Genomic DNA, 21,176 nt, shown 5'->3' with positions numbered 1-21,176 from the left:
GGTGCGGTGATAGTGGGGGATTGTGCTGGCGGCCGGTGAACGCCGATGGTTCAGCAGTCGTTTGCGCAACCTGCATGTGATCAGAAGTCGGTTGCGCGAAACCTCGCGGCGATTGTGAGTTTCAGCGACGATTCTCTGTGAATTTAGTTGCGCTGCGGCGTCAGTATCAAGAATTTCTCGATGACGCGAAAAGACACTGCAATGAGAGCACAGTCGTGCCCCCATCGCAGTGTGTGAATTGATGGTTCGAAGATGATTCCGATCCGGTCCTACGGTCTCCCTTGGTTGTGTGGCAGCAAATTAAATCACTGACCCGAGGACTCAGTTACCTTCAATTGTTCGAAAAGTGAGGCCGGGATGCGGTTTTGGACCGAATGAGGTGGATTTGCGCGGGAGGCAGACCCCTGCAAGCGCGGCTGATTCGAGCTCCTCTCGAGTCGGCGGTGTCGTCAGCACGGCCACCCCACTGTTTTCTAGCACTCGTTGCACAGCTGATTGAGCGGTGTGCTCGTAGTTGATGGTCTCCGGATGATCGGGGATCTTCCACAAGTCGTCGATTAGCGCATCGTGCAAAACGGCGAGATGCATGTTGCGTAATGAGGCGGGAGAGTCCCGTTGCACTTGTTTCAAGTAATCAAGGTGGGGGTCGGTGGCGATGTATGCCCCGTGGGAAGTCACGAGGACAAATGCAGGTCCGATGGTCGCCTGCTGGTTCAGGCTAGCGATCCAGTCGTCGACCCCGCCGGATAACGACTGCACTTTGAACTGAGTACGTGCCGTATCGAGGGCCTGACAGGGGTCTGCCGAGGGCAACACTCGGTGAATGGGAGAGAGCTGCATGGGACTTGTTTCAATATCGACGAGAAGAGCTGGAAAATAGTCCCAGGCTCTCCCTTCGTTTGAGCGTTGTAGCTGTAGCGCGGCCGCGTGTCTGTGGTGGCCATCAGCGATATGGGCCGGTCGGGTGCGAAGTTCCTCGGTAATCGCTTCAATCCAGTGGCCGTCAGTGATGGGCCATAGTCGGTGCAACTGCCCATCGGCTGACAGGATTTCCATTGCTGGTTCCCTTGTCAGGGAATACCTGATGCAGCCAGTCGTGGAACCATCACCAGAGAACCCGAGAAGCACGGGGTCAAGGTTCATCCCAGCGCCTTCCATGAGCTCGGCGATTGCATTGACTTTCTCAGGAATCACCTGCTCATGTGGGCAGAGGTCGCTTTGCACATGAACCGCGGCTAGAACGCCGCGCTGGACACCCTGCGGACCTGTCTGTTCGTAGACGTAGAATGACGAGTCCCGATCCTGGACTACTGCACCGGTTTGTTGCCATGCGGTGAAAGTATCGGCGAGCTGGCTTGGTGTTCCGTGCTGGGCCCATGGTGTGAAGCTGCTGGGTTTGGACGTAACGCGGTGGTCCTCGGTGAATCGCCAACCACGGAAGGGGACAACGTGGACTCCGGTGCTGTCTCGATGGGGCGAATCGCCCTGGGCTTGTTGTATATTTTCTGGTCGTTCATGGAGATTGCTGCTGTTTAACATGTAGTCCTCACGAAGGCTTGTTATTCTGCACGTACTGTCCGGACAACCAGGGCGAAGCTGAGCGAACAGGCTCCGGCCATGATCAAGATGACGGCTGGGATCGGCAGAGCGTTCACCAGCGGGCCAGCCAGTAACGGCCCGGCGGATTGGCCAATGAGTAGAAAACTATTGGCGGCACCGATGGACGAGCTCTTCTGGGAGTCCGGCGCGTGCTGGCTGAAATGATGGAACAGTGATTGTGCCAGGGCTGCGAAGCAGAATCCCTGCACGAGCCGAATCGGGAGCATCAGGAAAGGCGACAGAGGCAATGCGAGCAACGCGATGCTCACGGCGCAGCCTCCGATCGCGAGCGAAAAGGCGTGCAGCGGACGTTTAGTGGAGTCGTTGCGACGCCCCCACCAGAACGATCCTGCCAAGGTGCCCGACCACATCACAGAGTGAAGGACCCCCACCCAGAGGCTCGCCGAATCACCGCCGTCGACAATACGATCGACGTGTAGCGCATATACGGGGATCAGACCGTAAACTCCGAAATAGACTGTTGCCGCGGCCAGCGCCAAAGTGATGGCTCCTGGCACTTGACGCAACAGCCCATGCTGGAGAAACCTGCCACCTTGAGCGAGGTTGCTGGTGTTTCGTTGGCCCTCGGGCTCGCGCAGCCCGAGGGCGCAAATGATAGCCAGTGCCGTAGCCAAGGCCGCGATGATGAACATCAGCAGCTTCAGCCCGCCGGTACCGACTAGCAATCCTCCTGCAATGGGACCTGCCAGCGCACCGGCAGCAGTAGCGCTGAAGGATTTACCTAACGATGATCCGCGCTTTTTATTCGACCCGGTTGACCCAGCAAATGCTGCAGCGGCTTCTACCACCCCGCCGAGAGATCCTTGAAGCAGTCGCCCGGCCACAAGAGCCAAGGGGGCAACGGCGGTGGCCATGATGACCATGGCCACCGCCAATCCGAGCAGCGCCCGAACCACCATCCATTTGCGGCCGATGCGATCGCCCAGCTTTCCCCATAGCGGGGTCGCTACCGCCAGGGCCAGGGCAGGAGCAGCAATGGCCACTCCCGCCCATGTCTGCGTCTCGGCAGTACCGCTGGTCCCAATCTGATTCAGGTAGAACGGCATGATCGGGACCAGCATCATCAACCCAGCAGTGTTGACGAATTGCCCCACCCACAGGAAAGCCATATTGCGCGAATCGTATCCGCGCAGTTCCCATCGCAGAGACTTCCGGGTGACGAGTTGCTGTGTCGTCACAACGAAGCGGTCGTTGCCGACTCACGCTGCGGGGCGGGGAGGTTGGCCACCCAGTCGTCGTCATAGACCATATCCAGGTACCGTTCTCCGCGATCGGGCAGAACGGTCACGATTCGGCTACCGACTGGCGTCCTGGGCAGCAATTCCTGCAGCGCGGCCACAACTGCCCCCGAGGACCCTCCTCCCAAGACACCTTCGGTGGCCACCAAGTGCCGGCACCCCTGGGCGGCACTGGCATCGTCGACATGGATAACGTCGTCAATCTCTGACGGGGAGAACAATTCCGGCACACGGCTAGCCCCATATCCAGGGATTTCTCGGGAGGCAGGAGGCGCGCCGAAGATGACCGATCCCACGGCGTCGACCGCGACCACTTGCATGTTCGGGAACTTACTGCGCAGGCGTCGCGCCAATCCCAGAATTGAACCCGTGGTCGATACTGCCGCAACCAAGTAGTCCACTGGTTCCTCGATCGCGTCCAGGATCTCTTGGCCTGCTGTTTCGTGGTAGGCACGCCAGTTCAGTTCATTGGCGTATTGGTTGACCCACACCGTGTCGGGGTCGCTGGCAGCGAGTTCCTGAGCTCGCCGGACTCGGCTATCAAGGTACCCGCCGTTCGCGTCGAGTTCGGTCACAAGCTCGATGTCGGCACCAACGGTTGTGAGCAGTTGGAAGTTGGTCGGGGTGGTCTTTGGGTCCACTACTGCGGTGAATTTGAGACCGTTCAGTTTGGCCATCGTGGCCAATGCGATGCCGAGGTTGCCTGAAGTGCTTTCAACCAGGCGCATCCCAGGGCGCAGCAGTCCGGAGCTCAATCCTTGTTCGATGATGAATCGTGCAGGCCTGTCCTTCATACTGCCTGCCGGGTTGAGCATTTCAAGTTTGGCCAAGACTTCTCGGGAGGGGTCGGGGAAGCATCGGTCCAATCGGAGCAGGGGAGTGTTTCCGACACAGGTCATCAGGGAGCTGTGGATGTTTTCGGGCATGACTGTCTACTTTCGTTCACGTGGTGCACTGTGTTTCATAGATGGCGAAGAGCGGTGCGTTAGATACGCACAGTCCTTCTAAATCCGTTGAACACACAGCTCGCAAACGAGATCAGGAGCACGTCTGACCTGGTCAGAGAAATCTGGCAGGGGATAAGTCAGTTCGATCGGAGGGGCGACTTGCAAACACGGTAAGGCCGGTTCCGGCGCGATTAAGGTCGTATCGCCCCTCAGCGCGGAGGACTCGTCGCATTCGAACTCGTGGCCGACGTCGAAAGCAGTAGCCAGCGGAGAATCAGGAGCCGATTCGTCGAACACAGAGCTCGTAGCTGTGGGAGTCTCGGCCGAGCTTTCAGCGTGGACGTCAAAAGCACTGCCAGCGTGGTCCCCGTGTGACAGGTGACTGCTGTGCTGGATAGCCGTCAGATGCAGTACGAATGCCACTGCTGCGAGCATCACAAGGAGCTGCAGCACACGCTGCACGCCCAGGGTCACGTTCAGATTCGCTTCACGGCGACGAACGGTCGCAAGCAAAGTCTGCATCGAATTCATGGGCACTCCTCTCTTAGCATCAGGGCCGCCCTCGGGCGACCAGCACATAGTGCGTTCAGTCGTCCCAGTCAGCAGTTCGTGCTTATCAATAAAACAAGCCACGATGATTATATTCATGCCAGGTTGAGAGAATGCTCGGCCCGAGCTGTACCCAGTCTCTGATAGTTAACTTTGCGTGAAATGTCCATGTGAACTACATTTGGTCCGTTGCGTCCGCGAATCCGTACCTACGGCCACGCAGAACACGCGATGGCACCAAAGACTGTCCCGCACAAGGTTCCGTTCGCGTGACTGCTGGTACCGGTGATGTGAATAGTGAGTTCAGCGCGACCAGCGTCGGGGACGCGTAATCAGACTGTCCAAGTCACAGTGATTCGATCAGGGTCTCGTGGTTACGGGCTGTTTGGCGACGTCGATACAAGGTTGTTCGCGACCACCCCACCAGTCGTGGGGCGTCTTCAGAGATCACGCGTTTCTCCGCGACTAGATATCAGAAGCCAACTGCACTCGGAACGGAGACGTGCCCGGCTGTGCCTCACTCTGATCAGACGAGGCTGGCCGAGTAGTCCCAGAAACAGTGAACAATCAGGATGAGAATCCCGAGTCACCAAGCAGTAAGGATTGCCCTCGCGGAACTCGATAGTGCGCCTGACTCAGAGTGATAAAGAGTGAAGCAGGCGTTGGAGGAACTGGACTGTGATGAGCCAGACGATTGGAGTCGTTACAGCCCACACGATCATGCAATACGGTCGCAATGCACCGTTGACGTAAAGACACTGATAGATCAACCAGTGCACGAACACCATCGCGAATGTGACACCAACCTGGATGCCGATCCAGAACCACCGATGGAAACCTCCCCCACTCCCGGCAATCCCGATAATTGGGTTGGGACGGCCGAATGCCTCTGCCTGCGGCGTGTTCATCACGGTTCCACACAGCACTATCGGGGTATTCAAATGCCACCCAGGACTTGATGCCACGCCGTACTTCGACCCCGCGCCGATCGCTGAGATCACGATGACGCGTACTGCGATCGCCAAAGCGCACGGTGGAGCAGCCACGAGTACAACCAGGGCGCGCTGAATCCAGCTGGCGGATCTTCGATGACGACTTCGAAGTCGGGAGCAGCGCGAACTACTATTCGACAACATGTAGAATGGTGTTGGGTTTTTCCGCATTAAAGGAGTCAACATGCGACACACGCATGCACAGCGATCTCGAATCCATTCCCTCTCTCGTTTGGCTTATGGGAGCGCTGTTCTCGCGATCATGCTGGCAGCGATCACCGGATGCGCTCCCGCTGTCAAGGACGTCGAGGACGCTTCTGGGTCAAACGACAAGGGGTACGTGTCGGGCACGGGAGTCGTCACCCAAATTCCCCAATCGAAACGCCCAACAGCCGTGAAGCTGGCTGGAAACACGACGAACGGGAACGCCTTCGACTTGCAAGAATGGCAGGGCAGCCCAGTCGTATTGAACTTGTGGTACGCAGCGTGCCCACCGTGTCGAGAAGAGGCACCAGACCTTCAGAGAAGCTACGATTCGTTCCGCGACGAAGGAGTCCGTTTTCTTGGAATCAATGTCAGAGATGAGGCTCCCGCCGCGGACGCTTTTGCTCGGCAATTTGGCATCACCTACCCCTCGATGCTCGACAAGGAAGGTCGGGCTGTGTCAGCACTGAGCGGCCTCTTGCCGCCCCAGGCCGTGCCGTCGACGGTGGTTCTCGATGCCAATGGTCGTCCCGCCGCTCGTGTCGTCGGGATCGTCGACCGCTCAACTCTCGACGGTCTGATCGCTGATGTACTCGACGACAAATCGCAAACGTGATGGCGACAATCGGCGAGCAGTTCTCGCAGATAGCGACCTCCGGCCCGATGCTGCTGGCAATTCCGATTGCTGTGGTTGCCGGAGTGGTTTCCTTCCTTTCGCCGTGTGTGCTGCCGCTCGTTCCCGGCTACATCGGCTACGTCACTGGCCTTGCAGGAAAGTCGCTCGAAGAACAAAAGACATATCGCGTGCTCGGTGGCGTATTCCTATTCATGCTTGGCTTTTCGCTAGTCTTCGTTGCGATCGGACTCGTATTCTCTCTGACGGGAATACTTCTCAGCGCCTGGGCAGACGTCATTAATCGCATCATGGGCGCAATCGTGATCATTGCTGGGATCATTTTCATGGGCGGCTTGAAGTTCGCCCAGCGTGAGTGGCGTATTAAAAGTCGCCCTCAAGCCGGGCTGTGGGGCGCGCCGCTCCTTGGTGGTGCTTTCGCGTTCAGTTGGGCCCCGTGCATGGGACCGACATTGGCTGCAGTGCTTGCGTTGACGACCAGTTTTGGACCGACCGGTACCGATGCCATGCTTCGAGGGACAATACTGACCCTCAGTTATTGCCTGGGTCTTGGCATTCCCTTCCTGCTTGTCTCGTTACTGCTGATTAGAGGCGGTGGCCGCATGAGGTGGGTCAAAGATCATCATGTCGCTATCACCCGAGCTGGAGGCACTGTTCTTATTGGAATAGGAGTACTGCTGATCACCGGAGTGTGGACTCAATGGGTGAATGGACTGCAGGGGCTCATTGGTGGATTTTCCACCGTGGTCTGAGAGGCTCGATGAGTCCACTGACAACAGTCTCTTAGCCGCGTGTCGAGCCACACTGTCAGTTATCAAAAGCAGCTTGCTCACTTGTCTGTCAGTGTCTATCCCGTGCGCAGGGCCGAACGTTCAGAATTGCGATACCGATGGATTACCGCCTACCGACCGGGGGTAATTCCATCGCTGTGTCAAGCTCCGGGTGCGTTCGGATTGTGTTGACTAGCAACAAGATAATGGCGGCTACAGAGCTAGTCACGTCGACTCGCGTGGCGACCCCTCCGGCCAGAAATCATGCCGAGCAGACTGCTCAGCTCCGAAACCCTTAAGGCGCAACAAGTCAGTATGTAGGCGAGGAGCATGGAAGGGACGACCGCAAGCATTGTGAGGAAGGCACTCCCTCGACTGGCATCCAACCCGGGTCCCACCAGCGCAAGCACGGTCCACCCGGCTCCAGTTGTTACCACTGCAGCGACCGCGAACTTCAGATGGGCGATCAGCAGAGACCGGCCCCCCAGATGGCGAATTCGACGACGCAAGTGGAGAGCAGTCAAAACCACAGCCAGGAGATAACCGAGGCTCATCGAGGCCCCGATCCCAGCAACTACCAGCTCCTGTGGGAGGAACGCCGACGCGGTAACTCCGCCGGTAGTGAGCAGGACTTGGAAAACCCTGATAAAAAACGGGGTGCGGGCATTCTCGTAGGCATAGAACACTCGTTGGAATAGGTAGCTGGCGCTGAATGGCACTAGACCGATCGCCATGGCTTTGATGACCAATCCGATGGCGTCTGCCTGCTGACTGCTACCGCCTCCCAACACCATCGCGACCTGGTCGGAGAGCACGATGAGAGTCACCGAGGCGAACACATTGACTAATCCGACCACTCGGACGCTTTTGGTCAAATTCCTGCGGATACCGTCGGTGTCGTCGTCGGCTACAGATCGGCTGAGTGCGGGCAGCAAGGCAGTCGCCAATGAGACGGCGACGATCGAATGGGGAAGCATGAAGACCAGATAGGACAGAGAGTAGGCAGCGTTGGAGGCGATTGCTTCCTCGCCGGCACTCGTTGCAGTGGATGCCACCTGGGAGATCACGATGAATCCGAGGTGTCCTACGAGTAGTGAAGCGAAAGCCCAGCCTGCAACCCGGGCGGCGTTGCCCAGCCCTCTACCGCGGAAACCAAAGGTAGGTGTGTAGCGAAACCCGATGCGTCTCAGCGACGGGATCAGAATAAGTGCCTGGCAGGCTACTCCCGCCGTCGCACTGCCCGCTAAGAGTGCGATCTTTGCTGCATTCCAGCTGCTGATGGGATGTTGACCGGTCTCGCCGGGACCGAAGAGGGCGATGAAGATGATCAGACCGATCATGGCTACTAAGTTGTTCGCAACCGGTGCCCACATATAGGGCCCGAATGACGATCTGGCGTTGAGCACCTGCCCGAGTACCGTGTAGAGGCCGTAAAAGAAGAGTTGCGGCAAGCACCAGACGGCGAAGGCGATCGCAAGTGCGGTCTGCTCGGCAGGCCAGGTGGGAGCTGAGTAGATTCGAATGAGCACGGGCGCACACAATGTTGCGGTCACTGTGAAAGCGATCAGCATGAGCAGGGCAAAAGTCAGGAGCCGGTTGACGAAGTCCCGACCTTCGTCGTGATGTTTGCTGGCGGCTACGAGCTGGGGGACGAAGACCGCGTTGAGCACTCCACCAGCCAAAAGCATATACAGCGTATTGGGGACTTTGTTGGCGACGTCGAAGGCGTCTGCAGCTCCCCCGATCGTGACGCCAACTGCCATCGCCAGCAGGATGACTCTGGCGAACCCGAGAATCCGTGACACCACTGTGCCAATGGCCATTACAACCGACGATTTTGCCAGTGGTGAGTCCTTTACGTCAGCCATCCGTCCTCTTCAACTCATCGTCACGATTCCGGGCAGCAACCCGGTCGTCTACAAGAGTAGACGATTTGTGTCTACAGCCGTAGACTTGCTCTCATGAGCACTCCTCCAACTCTTGGATTACGGGTACGGGCGATGGAAATGTCCGATCTCTCCTTCGTATGTGCATCGATGCGCGCGTATTTGCCGGGCGGATTCTTCGCTGAGCTCGGTGACGGCTTCCTCTCGGCATATCTACGCACATATGCGACCAGCCCCTCGGGATGTGCGCTTGTCGCCGAACTTGATGGAAGGCAGGTTGGGTTCCTCGTCGGCTCGGTGGATCGCGAAGCCTATCGTCGCCACGTGATGCGCGCAGACCGCGGTCGTCTTCTTCGGAGGGGAATTGTCAGCCTGGCTCTGCGTCCAAACCTGGCGATTCGTTTCGCCCGCACTCGAATGAATAGATATCTGCGAGGTCTGCGGCGATGTTCCAGAATCGACTCTGCTTCTCCCACTGAAAGTCGACTCGGAATCCTATCCCACATCGCGGTAGCAACCGATGCCCGCGGTGTGGGCTGCGGTAGAGATCTCATGGACAGTTTTCTGGGTGTCTGTTCTGCTCACAACACACCGCGCGTTCAGCTGTTTGTGGACCCGTCCAACACTGGGGCGCGGAAATTCTATACTACCAACGGATGGACCAATGCCGACCAGCAAACCGATGCCGACGGCCAACACTGGAACACCATGGAAATGACGCTCGAGACGTGATCACCCCGATCCGGAATGCAGCGCTACTGATTGGCGGGGCATGCCTGAGCGTGTCAGTCCTCGGGTGCACAAACATGAATACTGCCGACCAGCCAAAACCAGAGTCCTCAGAGTCGTCAACAATCTCTGCACTACCTGATCCAACGCCCTTTACAGTAGAAGAATACGAACCGGCAGCCGAAATGAAACGAACGGCAGTCGATTTTCTGGAATCCGCGCTCACAGTCGATGTCAATGATGCAGCGGTCCCCGCTCGCGAACGCATCCCTTCCGAGCTCGCAAGCGACAAAGCAGTTGATGACCTCGCACCGCTGCTTGGAAACGACTCGATCTCGACAGAGGTCGTGTATCCGCAGCTCGGAGGTCTCACACAAACGAAAGCCTCAATCATCGCCCTGGTTGACACTCAACGGTTCGAGAAACATCAGATTGTGCGCACCACCCGTGTCCTTGACCTCAGGTTGACGCGCTTCGACGGCAATTGGAGAGTCACAGCAGTCAAGTCGACGGGAGGAGACTTAAAGGGATCCGGCCCGACTCAGCCGACAGATTCATCAGAGCCGTCTAGTGAGCTCGTGGCTCAGGTGCTGGCCGACGACAACATCACTCTTACCGATACCTCGATCCAAGACCTCCTTGACGGAGACACCGACGCAAGAGTCCTGGAAGTTGTTCGAGACTTTGCGCGCGACCATCAGCTCAGTGTCGCCGTCCTTCGCACTGGGCACCCTCGAGATGTTTTTGGTACTGACCGACAGAGCAACCACACCCGCGGGAAAGCAGTCGACATCTGGAAGATCGATGGAAAACCCGTGTCGTACTACGCTGAGCAACCGGCTGATGACAATCCGGCACGAGGACTCATGGAAGCTGCTTTGGCAGATGGCAGTGACGAGGTCGGTGGACCCTGGGCATTCGCGACCCGCGACGGCGCAACCTTTTCCAATACCGTTCATCAAGATCACATCCACATCGGCTACGAGAACTAATAGCCCTTTGCTCTACACTGGTAGACGGTTCGTCTGAAAGGGGCGCTCTTCGATGACGCGTAGAAAGCTTGGCCAGTTGGAGGCTGAGACCCTTGCGGTGCTCGCTGGACAAGACCGCCCGGTGACCATTCCAGCTTTGCTTGAAGGTCTCGTAGGGCCTCCGGCACGCACTACCGTCCACACTGTCCTCGCCCGTCTCATCGATAAAGACATGGTCAAGCGAACGCTGCAAGGCAGACGCTATATGTATGAACTGACCGTTGACGAGTCAGAGCTCGCCGCGGAGAAGATGTTTTCCCCGCTCAGGTCGGCGAACGATCCAACGCTTGTGCTGAGTCAGTTCGCTCGTGGCCTTGACTCCGATGAATCCGAAATGTTGCGACGAATACTACGCGACAGCCCAGAGACGTCATGACAGATTTGACCCTCTTCCCTCTACTGGGCTTGGCAGTACTGACATACGTCGGCTCCTGGTTCAGCCTGCGGACGCACCCGGCATGGACTGCCCGGACGTTGGCGGTGTTGGCGCTGGCCACTTTGGTGTCGCTGGTCGCTGTGGCGTTGACGGCAATTGCCACCTTCTTCACCCAATTCGTTCCCCACCATGTCGTCCACTCCAACCTCATGCTCAGCCTGATCTCTGCGCATGGGGGAATCAGTTTCGTGATGGGACTGCTGACTCTGTGCCTTGTTCTTCTCGCCAGCATTCGCTTGGTGGTGTCGTTAGTGAAAGTGATGAAGGAGCGCACACAACTACCTCGCGGTGGAATAGTTGCCGACGGCGAGCCGTTCGCGCTTGCCATTCCCATGCGAGGTGGGAGGATTCTCATCTCCACCGCACTCAGAGACCTCCTGACGCGGGAGGAGCTGGCCGTTGTTTATCAACATGAGCAGGCACATCTGGATCGCAAGCACCACGTGTATATGGGACTTGCCCACGCTTTGGTGACTGTCCTTCCTATTCTGTCCCGGCTTGAACCTGCGATGCGACTGGCCGTAGAACGATGGGCCGACGAAGAAGCTGCAACAGTTGTTGGTAACCGTTGTCTCGTCGCTGAAACCATTGGCAAAGTAGCACTCTCCCGCACGACCTCGAGCTCTGCCAATGAACTTGGCGTCGCGGACCATGAAGTCAGCCGGAGAGTTCAAGCGCTCCTGGACCCGGACGCATCACACGGACGGTTGCAAGGGACAGCGGTCTTGGGCGGATCGGGTCTCATTGCGAGCGGACTGGCAAGTTCACCATTGCAGCTCCACCACCTGATGGCATTAGGAACCCTTTAGCACCAATGCCTCTTCAGATCGGTGAGAGGACGAATATTCACTGAGGGTCCCTTTTCCGAACAGAAGTTGGACTCAACATTGTGGCGGTGGTTTTGTTCACCGTCTCCTGGTCGTGGGCAGGGCAACAGATTTGCTTTCTCGCACACTGCCCGCGGGATTCGCGTTCGTCGGTTACGAGCGCGAAGCCAAGACTGCGGATCCGTGAGCGGTGCCTCCATAGCTCCAGCCGGGACAGCATACCAGCCCAAAATTCTGACTAACGCGGGCCTAGCCATGGGAGCAATTGTCCCAATAGCTGTCATCGGGACAATAGTGAATGTTCTTTTTTGGTCTCCTAGTCAGCCACACAAACGGTTACGCTCTGGTCGGTCCACTCGGAATGGTTCTCGTTCCTGAAATTTGTGACGAAAAGGAACCCTTCACCTGGCTTATGGGTCTCGGGATTGTCCTGATTGTCGGTGGCGTCCTCCTCATCGAACTCGGTACCTCACACTAACTGTGAGTGCGCCTCGATGCGAGGCGGCCACGACTAAATGGTCGATGACTCGCTCGTTGACATCATCATCGTTGATCAGCACGACTGCGAGGTTGCCCAAAACCACTTTGGCGACCTCGCCGCCCAGCTCGGCCCTCTCAGAAATTGTACCCACGATGCGATCCCTTGCCTTCTGTATTGAGTCAGACGCATCTATTGGTAGCGAAGGGTCCAATGTGAAGATCATGAGCGCTCGGAATATTTGCCGGTACCGGCCCACTAGCTCGGTACAGTACACAGTGGCCGTTCTTTCGCCGTTTGGCGTCAGCTTCGCCTGAGTATTGACGAGGTCAAGGATGCGTTCGGCTACGCCGATGATGAGTGTTGAGCGGGTACGAAAATAGTTCGACGTCGATCCGATTGGAATATCAGCCAATTGATCGATCCCACGGTGAGTCAGGCCTCTCATTCCTGTGGTCGCAACGGTGTCAAGGACCAATGTCGAACGCGGGAGCAATCGCCGCCCCTTCCTGAATGTGAAAGTCTGTCATCAAATGTCGATGCGAGTGAGCAACCGGCTTTAACCCACGGTGCTCGTAGCCAGCTTAGTGCCGTGATCTCACCGCACAAGAGGCTATCTCACGAGCTGGTAAACGAGCACACGAGATTAGGTGCGGCTGCGCAGCGTGATTCTGATTGTGTCGACGTATATGAGTTGGAGACCTCGAGATCAGGCTGAGGTCGGGGAGACTGGCTCGAAGCGCAGCCGTTGGTTGTCGCTGATACACGACTGGAGGGCCCATTCGCTCTCCGCTGGCCAAATACGTGGCGTTGCTGCCCGTGCGGTGACGGTCGCACTGTCCCAGACGTTGACAGTTCGAAGGATGCTGCTTGGGGATGTCTCCTCTGATGACGACTTCACTGTTGACTCAAGGTACGGGTGACTGCAGATCAACGGCCCTTCGTGTGCACCGATGAACAATAGGCTGCCCAGTGATTCCGGAGAAGAAGGACAAGGTCGCAGCCCGAACGGAGCGTGGCCAAGGTGATGGGAAGCCTTCGATACTCGATTTCGTGGTGAACAAGAACCGGAACGTCGTGCCGCAGTCGTGTTCAGCGCCATCCTGAGCTGGCTCCGTCAATAAAGGAGACACGCCCTAACACCGTTGGCAATGGTGCGTGGATGTAGACCGAAGCGACAGTCATGATCACACCGGTCGGATCTTCGATTGCGGCCACGACTACTTCGCCATCAAGGCTTTCGTCCTTAGAATCGATCCACATGAAAGTGTTTTTCGCATGGACACGATGTGAGTGGGAAATCATCAGCACCGCGTGGGACTCAATGCCGTCCGGCCTACGATGAATGAGCCGATAAGAATGATCATCGGCGAAGCGCTCTAAGCTCTTGAACGCCGTATTTTTTACCTCGCTGAGGCCGATGATGTCAGGGCTGTTGCGCGCTCCAAAACCAATGATGCGAACGAACCGTCTACGAGAATCTGCATCTCCGGCCGCCAGTCGATCTGTGTTCCAAAAGTGAAGATCCATACTGTCATTAGAACTTATGTTCTAACAACTTCCCAGGGTTTCATGTCACTGTAGTGAGATGGAAACTGCCGTCGCGCTGCCTTCACTCTGGATCGATTGGTGCACCGTCACCGGAACTCCGGCGTTACTTCGTGATGAGGCGACAATCTCCCGATTCATCCACCAGGCGCATCCGTCGCGATCTGTTCTCAAGGCCCTCCATCCTGTAGTGACAACGAGAGCCCCGGCGTGGCCGGCAACACTGCGTGAGGATCCGAGTGCGTTGCGTCTACTGCTGCGGGCCGGAGCGCATCTCTCGCGAGGAAGAGGTACCGCGTGGTCGACTCGGCTGAGGACCCGCAGACTCCTCTTCGCTGCGGTACTCATCGCGCCTAAGGGCCAAGGCGGTCTCGGTCTCACCAGGGCCACAATTCGCTCACTCACACCCCATCGCTTTGAACAGCATCTGCCGGACCTCGAGACCTCCGTGGAACAGGTCGAATGTGTGAATTGCACGGTGTGGGCCTGGCTCGACGTTCTCGGGGCCAATAGTGACTGGAGCCGTGGCGGCGTCCGCAAGCTCATCCACCAACTCGACCAACGCACGAACTGCGCTCGACATCAGGGTGCAGCACCCAGCTCAGCCTGGAAGAACTGGCCCAACTTTGCCAACCTCCTACCGGCGATCGATCGCTGGGGGTGGGTCGAGCCCTACTCATCAATGCACCCGTCGTCGCTCTCAACGCTCATTAAGCAGCTCGAGCTGCTCTATGAGACACCACCCGAACCTGTCGAGGATCCACTGCCTCTGCCGCCGGTGTCTGCGTCCAGGATCAGCCCTGAGGAAGAAGCGAGGATCCTTGCTCGCGCGGACGAGGTCAACGCTCGGGTCGCTGCTCTACTTCGCGAGTACGGCTGAGTGAATGGAAAACCCAAGATGATGTATACCAGGGCGGTAAATCACTGTTCGACTACCGGTCCAAAAAGAAGATCAAGTAGCCGGCTTCCCTTCCCACCAAACATCATCAGGATGCAACCAGACACCGAGCGTGCTGACCCTTCGATCGTGCAGGCGGATATATATCGCGGCACCGGGGTCAAGGCGTTCCGCTTCCCCGTCGAGCCATTCTTCACCGTCCTCGGCGAAGACAACACGAGCGCGGACAGGAATAGGCGAACGATCAGGGCTGCCGCGTGCAGGGAGGCCGTTGAGAATACCTTGCCAGTACTTCCATGTCGCCGTGCCGTGTGGCTTGGATTCGCTCATACGTTCTATTATGCGCCCGACGCTCTGGGTGTTAAACCCGTGTCTGGAACAAGCGTCTCGAATCCTCAAGAAATGCAACTAGACTCACCGCATGGGAACTGACTGGGAGAACATTTTGGGAACCAAGGGTGACAACCTCGCTGACTCTTACGATGAGCAGGCTTCAATGTGACTATACGAAGATCACCTTGCTGCAGCACCGTCTGCAAATTTTGCCAACTTAAATGACGACCTTCTCTTTCCACTCAAAGAAATCTGATCAGATCAAGCGTCTGTTCACATAGACTCCAGCCTGTTCACGGACTCACGCAGTGCATCTTCGCCGGCGCGAACATAATGGTTGAGGACTGTCGTCAACTTGTCGCCGAGGTACTGTGCGACGACCTCCCATGACTCGCCGAGCTCGTCATGAAACCACTTCGTCGCTGCATGATGGCGGAGGTTGCGATAGACGATCGTTTTCGGCCAGGCGTTGTCTGGATCGTGTTCATCAACCCACTGCCTGATCACGTGCCAACGGGCATTATGCATCTCTGGTTTCACAGGCAAGCCTGTCGCTGTATCGACGAAGAGCCACTGCTCGTCAAGCGGGTCCACCGGATAATTCCACCATGCCAATCGTGCGCTGGCCTCGGCCGTGGCCAGATCGGCCCGCCTCTGACGCTCGTCCTCCAGGGCATTGATCACCCTCTGCAACGAAGTATTGGCATCGAATCCCAGTAGCCGCTTGACCCTCGGCAGAATCTCACCGTGCATGAGCGACTTGGGTAACGGAACCTCATGAAGAACATGATTCTTCACTGGCCCACGAAACCCCACTGAATGCCGTGGTGTCGTCCAGCTGCCATTGACCTGGATGTAACCGCGATCGAAGAACACATCAATCGCCCTCAGCGCGTTCTGCTCTCCCAGGCGTAACCCTCCAAAACCAGCAACCCGGATCTTGGTCCCGAAGAGAGGCAGACGGGTGAGCAGAGGTTCAGTCCCATCGGCTCCGCAGAGTGTGTCCGCTGCTGCGGCCATGGCCAGTACCTGCCGTGTCTCCGGACGCCGCCGTGGATCGACATAGTGTGTTGTTGCCCCATGCAGAACCGTTGACTTACCAATTTCCAAGCCGTCCAGAGGGTCAATGCTCCGGTCGAGCCAGCCTAGCCGCCAAGCGAGTTTACGCATTGCAGCCAGTACACCACGAAGGTCTTCGCGCCCACGCATCGAGTGGATCGTCTGCGACCCCTTCTCCATTACCCGGCGGCTGTCTTCGATTCGCCACTTCGACACAATGACGTCACCGATCGCCGGAAGGATATGAGCATTGATCCGCGACTCCCGCCCCTGGATCGTACGAACGGTTCGGCCACGCTGCTCACTGTCGGTGATGTACTCCTGCGCTAGTGCGGCGATCGTACGTCGGGTCTTCTCCGGTGCACCAGCTGGTATAGATTGCTCGGTGTCCAGGGCCGCCTCGACCGCAGAGAAGAGGACACGGGCCTCTGCTTCGGAACTGGCCCGTCGGATGGTCCGTTTCCACTCGTCGTCCACGAACGTCTTGAACTGAACTTTGAATCCCGTCCCGCCCGGGGCGGGTCCGTAGAGGCGAACACGCCATGGTCGACCACCATCGGTTCTCCGCTCCCTACCCTGAACTAGTAGCGTAGATTTCCCACGAGCCGCCATTCCGACTGTCCTTTCGAGGATGTGACTAACGCGCTCAACGGACACCGCGAAACGCCTGCAAAATGCTTAATGCATCACATCAGTGCATCACGAGCCGAACAGTGATGCAAACTATCACTGGTAAGGAGTGACACGATATGGTCAATAGACTCGCCACAGTCACTAGCCCCTATCTCAGGCAGCACAAGGATAATCCGGTTGATTGGTGGCCGTGGTCCAAAGAAGCATTTGCCGAGGCCAGGCGGCGTGATGTACCAGTTTTATTGAGCATCGGCTACTCCACGTGCCACTGGTGCCACGTCATGGCCCACGAATCCTTCGAGGATGAGGCCATCGCAGGCCTCATCAATGAGAACTACCTGCCGATCAAGATCGATCGCGAAGAGCTGCCCGACATCGACGCCTACTACATGAACGCCCTCCAAGCGATGCGCGGCCAGGGTGGATGGCCGATGACGATCTTCGCCACCCCCGAGGGCAGCCCCTTCTATGCCGGCACCTACTTCCCGCCGGCCCCGCGCGGCAACCTGCCCGCGTTCACCCAGGTGCTCTCGGCCGTGTCCCAGACATGGACGGATCGCCGCGCCGAGGTGACCGAGATGACCCAGCGCATGGACCGGGGGCTTGCCGATATGGCCAGCGCCGTCTCAGACGCACTGCCTGCCGAGGCCGCGTCCGAACTGCTGAGCGGTGAGGAACTCGATTCGGCCGCCGAATCCCTGCTCGATTCCTACGACCCGGCCTGGGGCGGGTTCGGCAAGGCCCCGAAGTTCCCACCGCTGATGAACCTCATGCAGCTGTTGGCCACGTTTGTGCGTTTGGGTGGAACCACCTCGGCGCGGGGCGAGAGCGCGGACGGTCGAGTGGGAGAGGCGCTCGCTCCCGGGGCAGTCGACCGGTTGGGCGCCGACGGACACCTCGAGGGCGAACTCGTCCTCGACTGCCTGATCGCGGTGCGCAGCACCTTCGCGCGGATCGCCAGCGGCGGCATGCGCGACCAGGTGCGCGGCGGCATCGCCCGCTACAGCGTCGACCGGCAGTGGTTCGTGCCGCACTTCGAGAAGATGCTCTACGACAACGCTCTCTACCTGCGCGCCGCCGTCCAGTGGGCGAAGGTCGAACGCGCACTCAACCCCGCGTCGAAGTGGCTGGCGCTGGCCGAACGGGAAGTCACCGACACGGCAGGCTTCCTCATCGCGGACATGTCCGATGGCGACCGCTTCATCGCCGCGCTCGACGCGGACTCCCTCAACGCTGCCGGCGTGCTGGAGGAGGGTGTCGCCTACGTCGTGACACCGGAGGAGTTCGCCGAGGTGGGGGAGGAGGGACTGCTCCAGCTCGTCGATTCGCCCGCCGCAGGCGAGTTGTCCGGTTCCGTCGTCGCCGCGATCCGCATCATCGACTGGTTGGGCATGGACGACGTGCCCTTCGACGAGGAGCATCCGGCTCCGTGGACCACCTCGGCGACGGCTGCGCAACGAGACGGGCTCAGAGAGATGCTGGACAAGCGCGCCCAGCCTGCGCGGGATGAGAAGACGATCACCGAATGGAACTCGCTGGCGATCACGGCACTGGCCGAGGCGGCGCTGTACACCGGTGCTTCCGAAGCGGTGCTGCACACAGGTGGGGCGGGGACGACTGATGTGGCGGGCGCGCCCGGAGACTCCGCGGACACTGATTCCTCGGAGGACTGGGGGAGTACGGCCGTGCACCTGTGGGGCGCGATGGTCGAACGTTTCGGCGGCGCCGGTGCGCGTATCGATGTCCGACGCAGCTTCACCGGTGACACTCCGGGGCCCGGCCAGGCAGGCCTCGCCGACTGGGCGCAGTTCATCGCCGCAGGCATCACGGTTCGTCAGCTTCCGGAGTCGTCTGTGCGAGTCAGCGATCTGATGTCGCTGAGTGCCTCGATGTTCGCCGACTTCACCGCCGAGGGCGAGACGCTCGAGGTCTTCGACTCCATGGGCGATGAGATCTTGGGTGTGAGAGCCTCAGATCCGGTGGACAATACGGTGCCGTCCGGCAGATCCGCCGCGGCGGAAGTTGCTCTTCTGCTCGCCGAAATCGGCGTGGACGGCAGTGCTGAGAGTGGCCAAACTGGCAACGCTTCGGTCAGCGCCTCTTCGGGTGGCGCCGCTCCGGCGGACGACTTGAGTACGGGCGGACTTCTTGACCTGCGCGACCGCCTGCTCGGGGTCTATCGGGCGCTCGCCGGTCGAGCACCTCGCGGCTGCGGCCATGCGCTGTGGCAGTCAGAACGAGCACTCAATCCGGTTCGCGTCGCCACGCGAGATGCCGAGCTGAACAGGATCGCGACCAGGCATCCTGCGGTCACGCTCATCACCGCTGAAACAGGCGTTCCTGCCGAAGACGGTTCAGAGGTTGAGGTGCCCGACGGCACCGCCATCGTCTGCCAGGGAACGCAGTGCTCGCTGCCGGTGTCTACGGCCGAGGATCTGATTGCACTGCTGGGCGCATAAGTGACCAGGGTTGTTGAGTTCAAGCGTCACTCGACGAGGCGCAGTCCCCGGAAGCGGTTGAGAGCGGCCGCGATCTCCTGTGGCCGGGGACGAGAGACATGGCCAGGGTGGTCGCGGTTACCGGTCAGACCGTCGACTCCCTGCGCATCGAGCATGTCCTCGACCTCGGCCAGAGCATCGGTGAGTGAAGTTCGATCGTCGAAGATCTCGGCCATGTACTCGAGCGCCTCGGCGATGCCCGTCGTCTGCTGCGGATCGATGAGCTGGGAGACTGCGGCCAGGTCGATGAAGGCCTTCCCGAACTGGACCTGCCCCAGCCCTTTGGCCTTCGCTGATTTCGTCTTCGAGCTGGGACGCAGTGCGGTGGCCGTTGGAATCCGCGGTCGAGGCGCAGCGAACATGTCTCCGGAGTCATCTGCTGATTCGTCTTCGCGGTTGACCGGACTGGCTGGGCTCGCGGCGTCCCGATCCGCTGGACTCGCACCCTCCAGCTCTGCCGGGTCCACGCCCACGAGTTCATGGGCTTTCTCGGTGACCTCCTGCGGCACATAGGCGTCGAGGGCGATGACGTGGTCGGCGACCTCGAAGAAGGCACTCGATCCGCCTGCGACAAGAACTGTGGACACTCCTCGGCGGGTGAACAACGGCCGGATTCGGTCGACGAATGGGGTGATGGGTTCGCGCTCGGCCGGGATCAGCGCCCGCATCCGCTCGTCGCGGATCATGAAGTTCGTCGCCGAGGTGTCCTCATCGATGAGCAGCGAACGTGCCCCGACCTCAACGGCCTCGACGAGGTTGGCCGCCTGCGAGGTCGAGCCGCTCGCATTCGTCGTGGTGAAGGCTCTCGTGTCAGTACCGGATGGCAGATTGTTGATGAAGGGCGAGATGTCGTCGCCGGTCACGGCACGACCGTCCTCGGCCCGGATGGAGGTGGCACTGGGTTCAGTGATGACCCATTCCCGACCGTCGCCAGCGATGTGCGGGTAGACGCCGCGCTCGAGGGCGCGCAGAATCGTCGACTTGCCGTGATACCCGCCGCCGACGATGACCGTGACACCACGGGGGATCGCCATGCCGGTCAGGCTGCGCCCGCTCGAGAGTGTGACGGTGTGCTCGAGCGAACTCGGACTCGTGAAGGCCACGGCGCGAGAGTCCATCGGCAGGTCCGAATCACCCGAGCGCCGCGGCAGGATCGCACCATTGCCGACGAACGCGAGTAGATCTTCCTCGCCGAGGTGGTTCTGCAGTTCCAACTGATCCCGGTGGAGTTGGACATGCTCGCGCAGGGCATCGCTTGAATCGTCTTGGGCATCGTTGCCGGAATCGTCGCGGGTCGGACCGTCGCTCGCCTGAGCGGAGGTGGCGAGATTGGCGTGGACGAACATGGCCTGCGCGAGCTCGGGCACATCGCGTGTGAGGATGTCGGCGGCCTGGTGTCCCAAGATGCGCCTGCCGCGGGCCGGGAGGTTGACGAGCAGGCGTGCCTCGAAGCCCTCGTCATCGATGACGACATTGGTGCGTTCGAGCACCTCTTGGCCAGGTCGTCCGAGGATGATTGCGTGCCGGTCGGTGCGGTGCAGGAACGAATTGCCGACACGGAAGAGGAAGTCGGAGACCGCGATGCGATCTGCCCGTTCGGTGGTGATGTCGGTGGGGAACCCCGCCTCGGCACGGTTGATTCTGATCCGAACCTTCGACGGGGAGGCGAAGGGATCGACCTGGACCCGATCGATGAACACGGTGACGGGCCCGAACTCGTAGCGGCCGCGGATCTGCTTGTAATTTCCGTAGCTGCGTCCGTCGAGGCTGTGCAGGGTGGAGGAGAGATTCGATCGTTGGGAGTTCATCCGTGGAATGCTACTTGATCGAGGTCAACAGGGGCGAAGGAATCGTCGTGTGCTTCGC

At 59.0% G+C, this 21,176-nt stretch carries 19 protein-coding genes; 8 read left to right on the top strand and 11 right to left on the bottom strand.

Features of this window, described 5'->3' with window-relative positions; translation table 11 throughout:
* Positions 1-321: 321 nt before the first annotated feature.
* From BLT92_RS06900 to BLT92_RS06880, 5 genes are all read right to left on the bottom strand, one after another.
* Complete coding sequence (locus BLT92_RS06900) at positions 322-1,539, bottom strand: DUF1015 family protein (RefSeq protein WP_092104324.1); 1,218 nt, start codon at positions 1,537-1,539, stop codon at positions 322-324.
* 20 nt (positions 1,540-1,559) lie between these two features.
* Positions 1,560-2,798: an MFS transporter gene (locus BLT92_RS06895; RefSeq protein ID WP_092104322.1), complete on the bottom strand. Its 1,239-nt coding sequence runs from the start codon at positions 2,796-2,798 to the stop codon at positions 1,560-1,562.
* Positions 2,795-3,757, bottom strand: a complete 963-nt coding sequence (sbnA, locus tag BLT92_RS06890) for a 2,3-diaminopropionate biosynthesis protein SbnA (RefSeq protein WP_231939145.1) — start codon at positions 3,755-3,757, stop codon at positions 2,795-2,797. Before sbnA ends, BLT92_RS06895 begins: the two co-directional genes overlap by 4 nt.
* 105 nt (positions 3,758-3,862) lie before the next feature.
* The gene (locus BLT92_RS06885) at positions 3,863-4,336 is read right to left on the bottom strand and encodes a hypothetical protein (protein ID WP_092104318.1); all 474 of its coding nucleotides are present in this window, start codon (positions 4,334-4,336) and stop codon (positions 3,863-3,865) included.
* Between the two features lie 653 nt (positions 4,337-4,989).
* Positions 4,990-5,490: a vitamin K epoxide reductase family protein gene (locus BLT92_RS06880; RefSeq protein WP_092108902.1), complete on the bottom strand. Its 501-nt coding sequence runs from the start codon at positions 5,488-5,490 to the stop codon at positions 4,990-4,992.
* Between the two features lie 118 nt (positions 5,491-5,608).
* Between BLT92_RS06880 and BLT92_RS06875 the strand changes: the two genes are divergently transcribed.
* Positions 5,609-6,166 (top strand): TlpA family protein disulfide reductase, encoded by a 558-nt coding sequence (locus tag BLT92_RS06875; RefSeq protein WP_231939069.1) that lies wholly within the window; start codon positions 5,609-5,611, stop codon positions 6,164-6,166.
* Entirely contained in the window at positions 6,166-6,936 is a 771-nt protein-coding gene (locus BLT92_RS06870; protein ID WP_092104314.1) for a cytochrome c biogenesis CcdA family protein, read from the top strand. The genes BLT92_RS06875 and BLT92_RS06870 overlap by 1 nt, the downstream gene beginning before the upstream one ends.
* A 239-nt stretch (positions 6,937-7,175) precedes the next feature.
* On the opposite strand, the gene murJ is transcribed toward BLT92_RS06870, so the two are convergent.
* Positions 7,176-8,822 carry a murein biosynthesis integral membrane protein MurJ gene (gene murJ / locus BLT92_RS06865; protein ID WP_092104312.1) on the bottom strand — a complete coding sequence of 549 codons (1,647 nt, stop codon included), beginning with the start codon at positions 8,820-8,822 and terminating at the stop codon, positions 7,176-7,178.
* Between the two features lie 93 nt (positions 8,823-8,915).
* Between murJ and BLT92_RS06860 the strand changes: the two genes are divergently transcribed.
* The 4 genes from BLT92_RS06860 (at position 8,916) to BLT92_RS06845 (ending at position 11,845) form a co-directional block, all read left to right on the top strand.
* Complete coding sequence (locus BLT92_RS06860; protein ID WP_092104310.1) at positions 8,916-9,572, top strand: GNAT family N-acetyltransferase; 657 nt, start codon at positions 8,916-8,918, stop codon at positions 9,570-9,572.
* Positions 9,573-9,646: 74 nt separating this feature from the next.
* A complete protein-coding gene (locus tag BLT92_RS06855; RefSeq protein WP_157691365.1) occupies positions 9,647-10,561 on the top strand; it encodes a M15 family metallopeptidase domain-containing protein in 915 nt (304 codons plus the stop codon).
* 52 nt (positions 10,562-10,613) lie between these two features.
* Positions 10,614-10,976: a BlaI/MecI/CopY family transcriptional regulator gene (locus tag BLT92_RS06850; RefSeq protein ID WP_092104306.1), complete on the top strand. Its 363-nt coding sequence runs from the start codon at positions 10,614-10,616 to the stop codon at positions 10,974-10,976.
* The gene (locus tag BLT92_RS06845; protein WP_092104305.1) at positions 10,973-11,845 is read left to right on the top strand and encodes a M56 family metallopeptidase; all 873 of its coding nucleotides are present in this window, start codon (positions 10,973-10,975) and stop codon (positions 11,843-11,845) included. Before BLT92_RS06850 ends, BLT92_RS06845 begins: the two co-directional genes overlap by 4 nt.
* Positions 11,846-12,315: 470 nt before the next feature.
* On the opposite strand, the gene BLT92_RS20585 is transcribed toward BLT92_RS06845, so the two are convergent.
* The gene (locus BLT92_RS20585; RefSeq protein ID WP_172802562.1) at positions 12,316-12,756 is read right to left on the bottom strand and encodes a TetR/AcrR family transcriptional regulator; all 441 of its coding nucleotides are present in this window, start codon (positions 12,754-12,756) and stop codon (positions 12,316-12,318) included.
* A 677-nt stretch (positions 12,757-13,433) separates the two neighbouring features.
* Entirely contained in the window at positions 13,434-13,871 is a 438-nt protein-coding gene (locus tag BLT92_RS06830; RefSeq protein WP_092104302.1) for an endonuclease/exonuclease/phosphatase family protein, read from the bottom strand.
* A gap of 208 nt (positions 13,872-14,079) precedes the next feature.
* On the opposite strand from BLT92_RS06830, the gene BLT92_RS06825 reads away from it, so the two are divergent.
* Positions 14,080-14,769, top strand: coding sequence for a hypothetical protein (locus BLT92_RS06825; RefSeq protein WP_157691364.1), 690 nt, complete (start codon positions 14,080-14,082; stop codon positions 14,767-14,769).
* 72 nt (positions 14,770-14,841) lie between these two features.
* On the opposite strand, the gene BLT92_RS20375 is transcribed toward BLT92_RS06825, so the two are convergent.
* Together BLT92_RS20375 and BLT92_RS06820 are read right to left on the bottom strand one after the other, a co-directional pair.
* Entirely contained in the window at positions 14,842-15,117 is a 276-nt protein-coding gene (locus BLT92_RS20375; protein WP_157691363.1) for a hypothetical protein, read from the bottom strand.
* 276 nt (positions 15,118-15,393) lie between these two features.
* Positions 15,394-16,656 carry a site-specific integrase gene (locus BLT92_RS06820; protein WP_197679681.1) on the bottom strand — a complete coding sequence of 421 codons (1,263 nt, stop codon included), beginning with the start codon at positions 16,654-16,656 and terminating at the stop codon, positions 15,394-15,396.
* A 272-nt stretch (positions 16,657-16,928) separates the two neighbouring features.
* Here BLT92_RS06820 and BLT92_RS06815 point away from each other — a divergent pair, with 272 nt between their 5' ends.
* The gene (locus BLT92_RS06815) at positions 16,929-19,271 is read left to right on the top strand and encodes a thioredoxin domain-containing protein (RefSeq protein WP_092104296.1); all 2,343 of its coding nucleotides are present in this window, start codon (positions 16,929-16,931) and stop codon (positions 19,269-19,271) included.
* A 26-nt stretch (positions 19,272-19,297) separates the two neighbouring features.
* Here BLT92_RS06815 and BLT92_RS06810 read toward each other — a convergent pair whose 3' ends face one another.
* Positions 19,298-21,118 carry an ABC-ATPase domain-containing protein gene (locus BLT92_RS06810; RefSeq protein ID WP_092104294.1) on the bottom strand — a complete coding sequence of 607 codons (1,821 nt, stop codon included), beginning with the start codon at positions 21,116-21,118 and terminating at the stop codon, positions 19,298-19,300.
* Positions 21,119-21,176 lie beyond the last annotated feature (58 nt).

It is taken from the genome of Brevibacterium picturae (assembly GCF_900105045.1).
GTDB classification, from domain to species: domain Bacteria; phylum Actinomycetota; class Actinomycetes; order Actinomycetales; family Brevibacteriaceae; genus Brevibacterium; species Brevibacterium picturae.
This window is presented reverse-complemented; position numbering and strand designations above follow the sequence as displayed.

Excerpts from the sequence above, each read along its gene's own strand:
- BLT92_RS06900 (WP_092104324.1), bottom strand. The coding sequence starts at position 1,539 with ATGTTAAACAGCAGCAATCTCCATGAACGACCAGAAAATATACAACAA.
- sbnA (WP_231939145.1), bottom strand. The coding sequence starts at position 3,757 with ATGACCTGTGTCGGAAACACTCCCCTGCTCCGATTGGACCGATGCTTC.
- BLT92_RS06885 (WP_092104318.1), bottom strand. The coding sequence starts at position 4,336 with ATGAATTCGATGCAGACTTTGCTTGCGACCGTTCGTCGCCGTGAAGCG.
- BLT92_RS06880 (WP_092108902.1), bottom strand. The coding sequence starts at position 5,490 with ATGTTGTCGAATAGTAGTTCGCGCTGCTCCCGACTTCGAAGTCGTCAT.
- BLT92_RS06875 (WP_231939069.1), top strand. The coding sequence starts at position 5,609 with ATGCTGGCAGCGATCACCGGATGCGCTCCCGCTGTCAAGGACGTCGAG.
- BLT92_RS06870 (WP_092104314.1), top strand. The coding sequence starts at position 6,166 with ATGGCGACAATCGGCGAGCAGTTCTCGCAGATAGCGACCTCCGGCCCG.
- murJ (WP_092104312.1), bottom strand. The coding sequence starts at position 8,822 with ATGGCTGACGTAAAGGACTCACCACTGGCAAAATCGTCGGTTGTAATG.
- BLT92_RS06860 (WP_092104310.1), top strand. The coding sequence starts at position 8,916 with ATGAGCACTCCTCCAACTCTTGGATTACGGGTACGGGCGATGGAAATG.
- BLT92_RS06855 (WP_157691365.1), top strand. The coding sequence starts at position 9,647 with ATGAATACTGCCGACCAGCCAAAACCAGAGTCCTCAGAGTCGTCAACA.
- BLT92_RS06850 (WP_092104306.1), top strand. The coding sequence starts at position 10,614 with ATGACGCGTAGAAAGCTTGGCCAGTTGGAGGCTGAGACCCTTGCGGTG.
- BLT92_RS06845 (WP_092104305.1), top strand. The coding sequence starts at position 10,973 with ATGACAGATTTGACCCTCTTCCCTCTACTGGGCTTGGCAGTACTGACA.
- BLT92_RS06830 (WP_092104302.1), bottom strand. The coding sequence starts at position 13,871 with ATGGATCTTCACTTTTGGAACACAGATCGACTGGCGGCCGGAGATGCA.
- BLT92_RS20375 (WP_157691363.1), bottom strand. The coding sequence starts at position 15,117 with ATGAGCGAATCCAAGCCACACGGCACGGCGACATGGAAGTACTGGCAA.
- BLT92_RS06815 (WP_092104296.1), top strand. The coding sequence starts at position 16,929 with ATGGTCAATAGACTCGCCACAGTCACTAGCCCCTATCTCAGGCAGCAC.
- BLT92_RS06810 (WP_092104294.1), bottom strand. The coding sequence starts at position 21,118 with ATGAACTCCCAACGATCGAATCTCTCCTCCACCCTGCACAGCCTCGAC.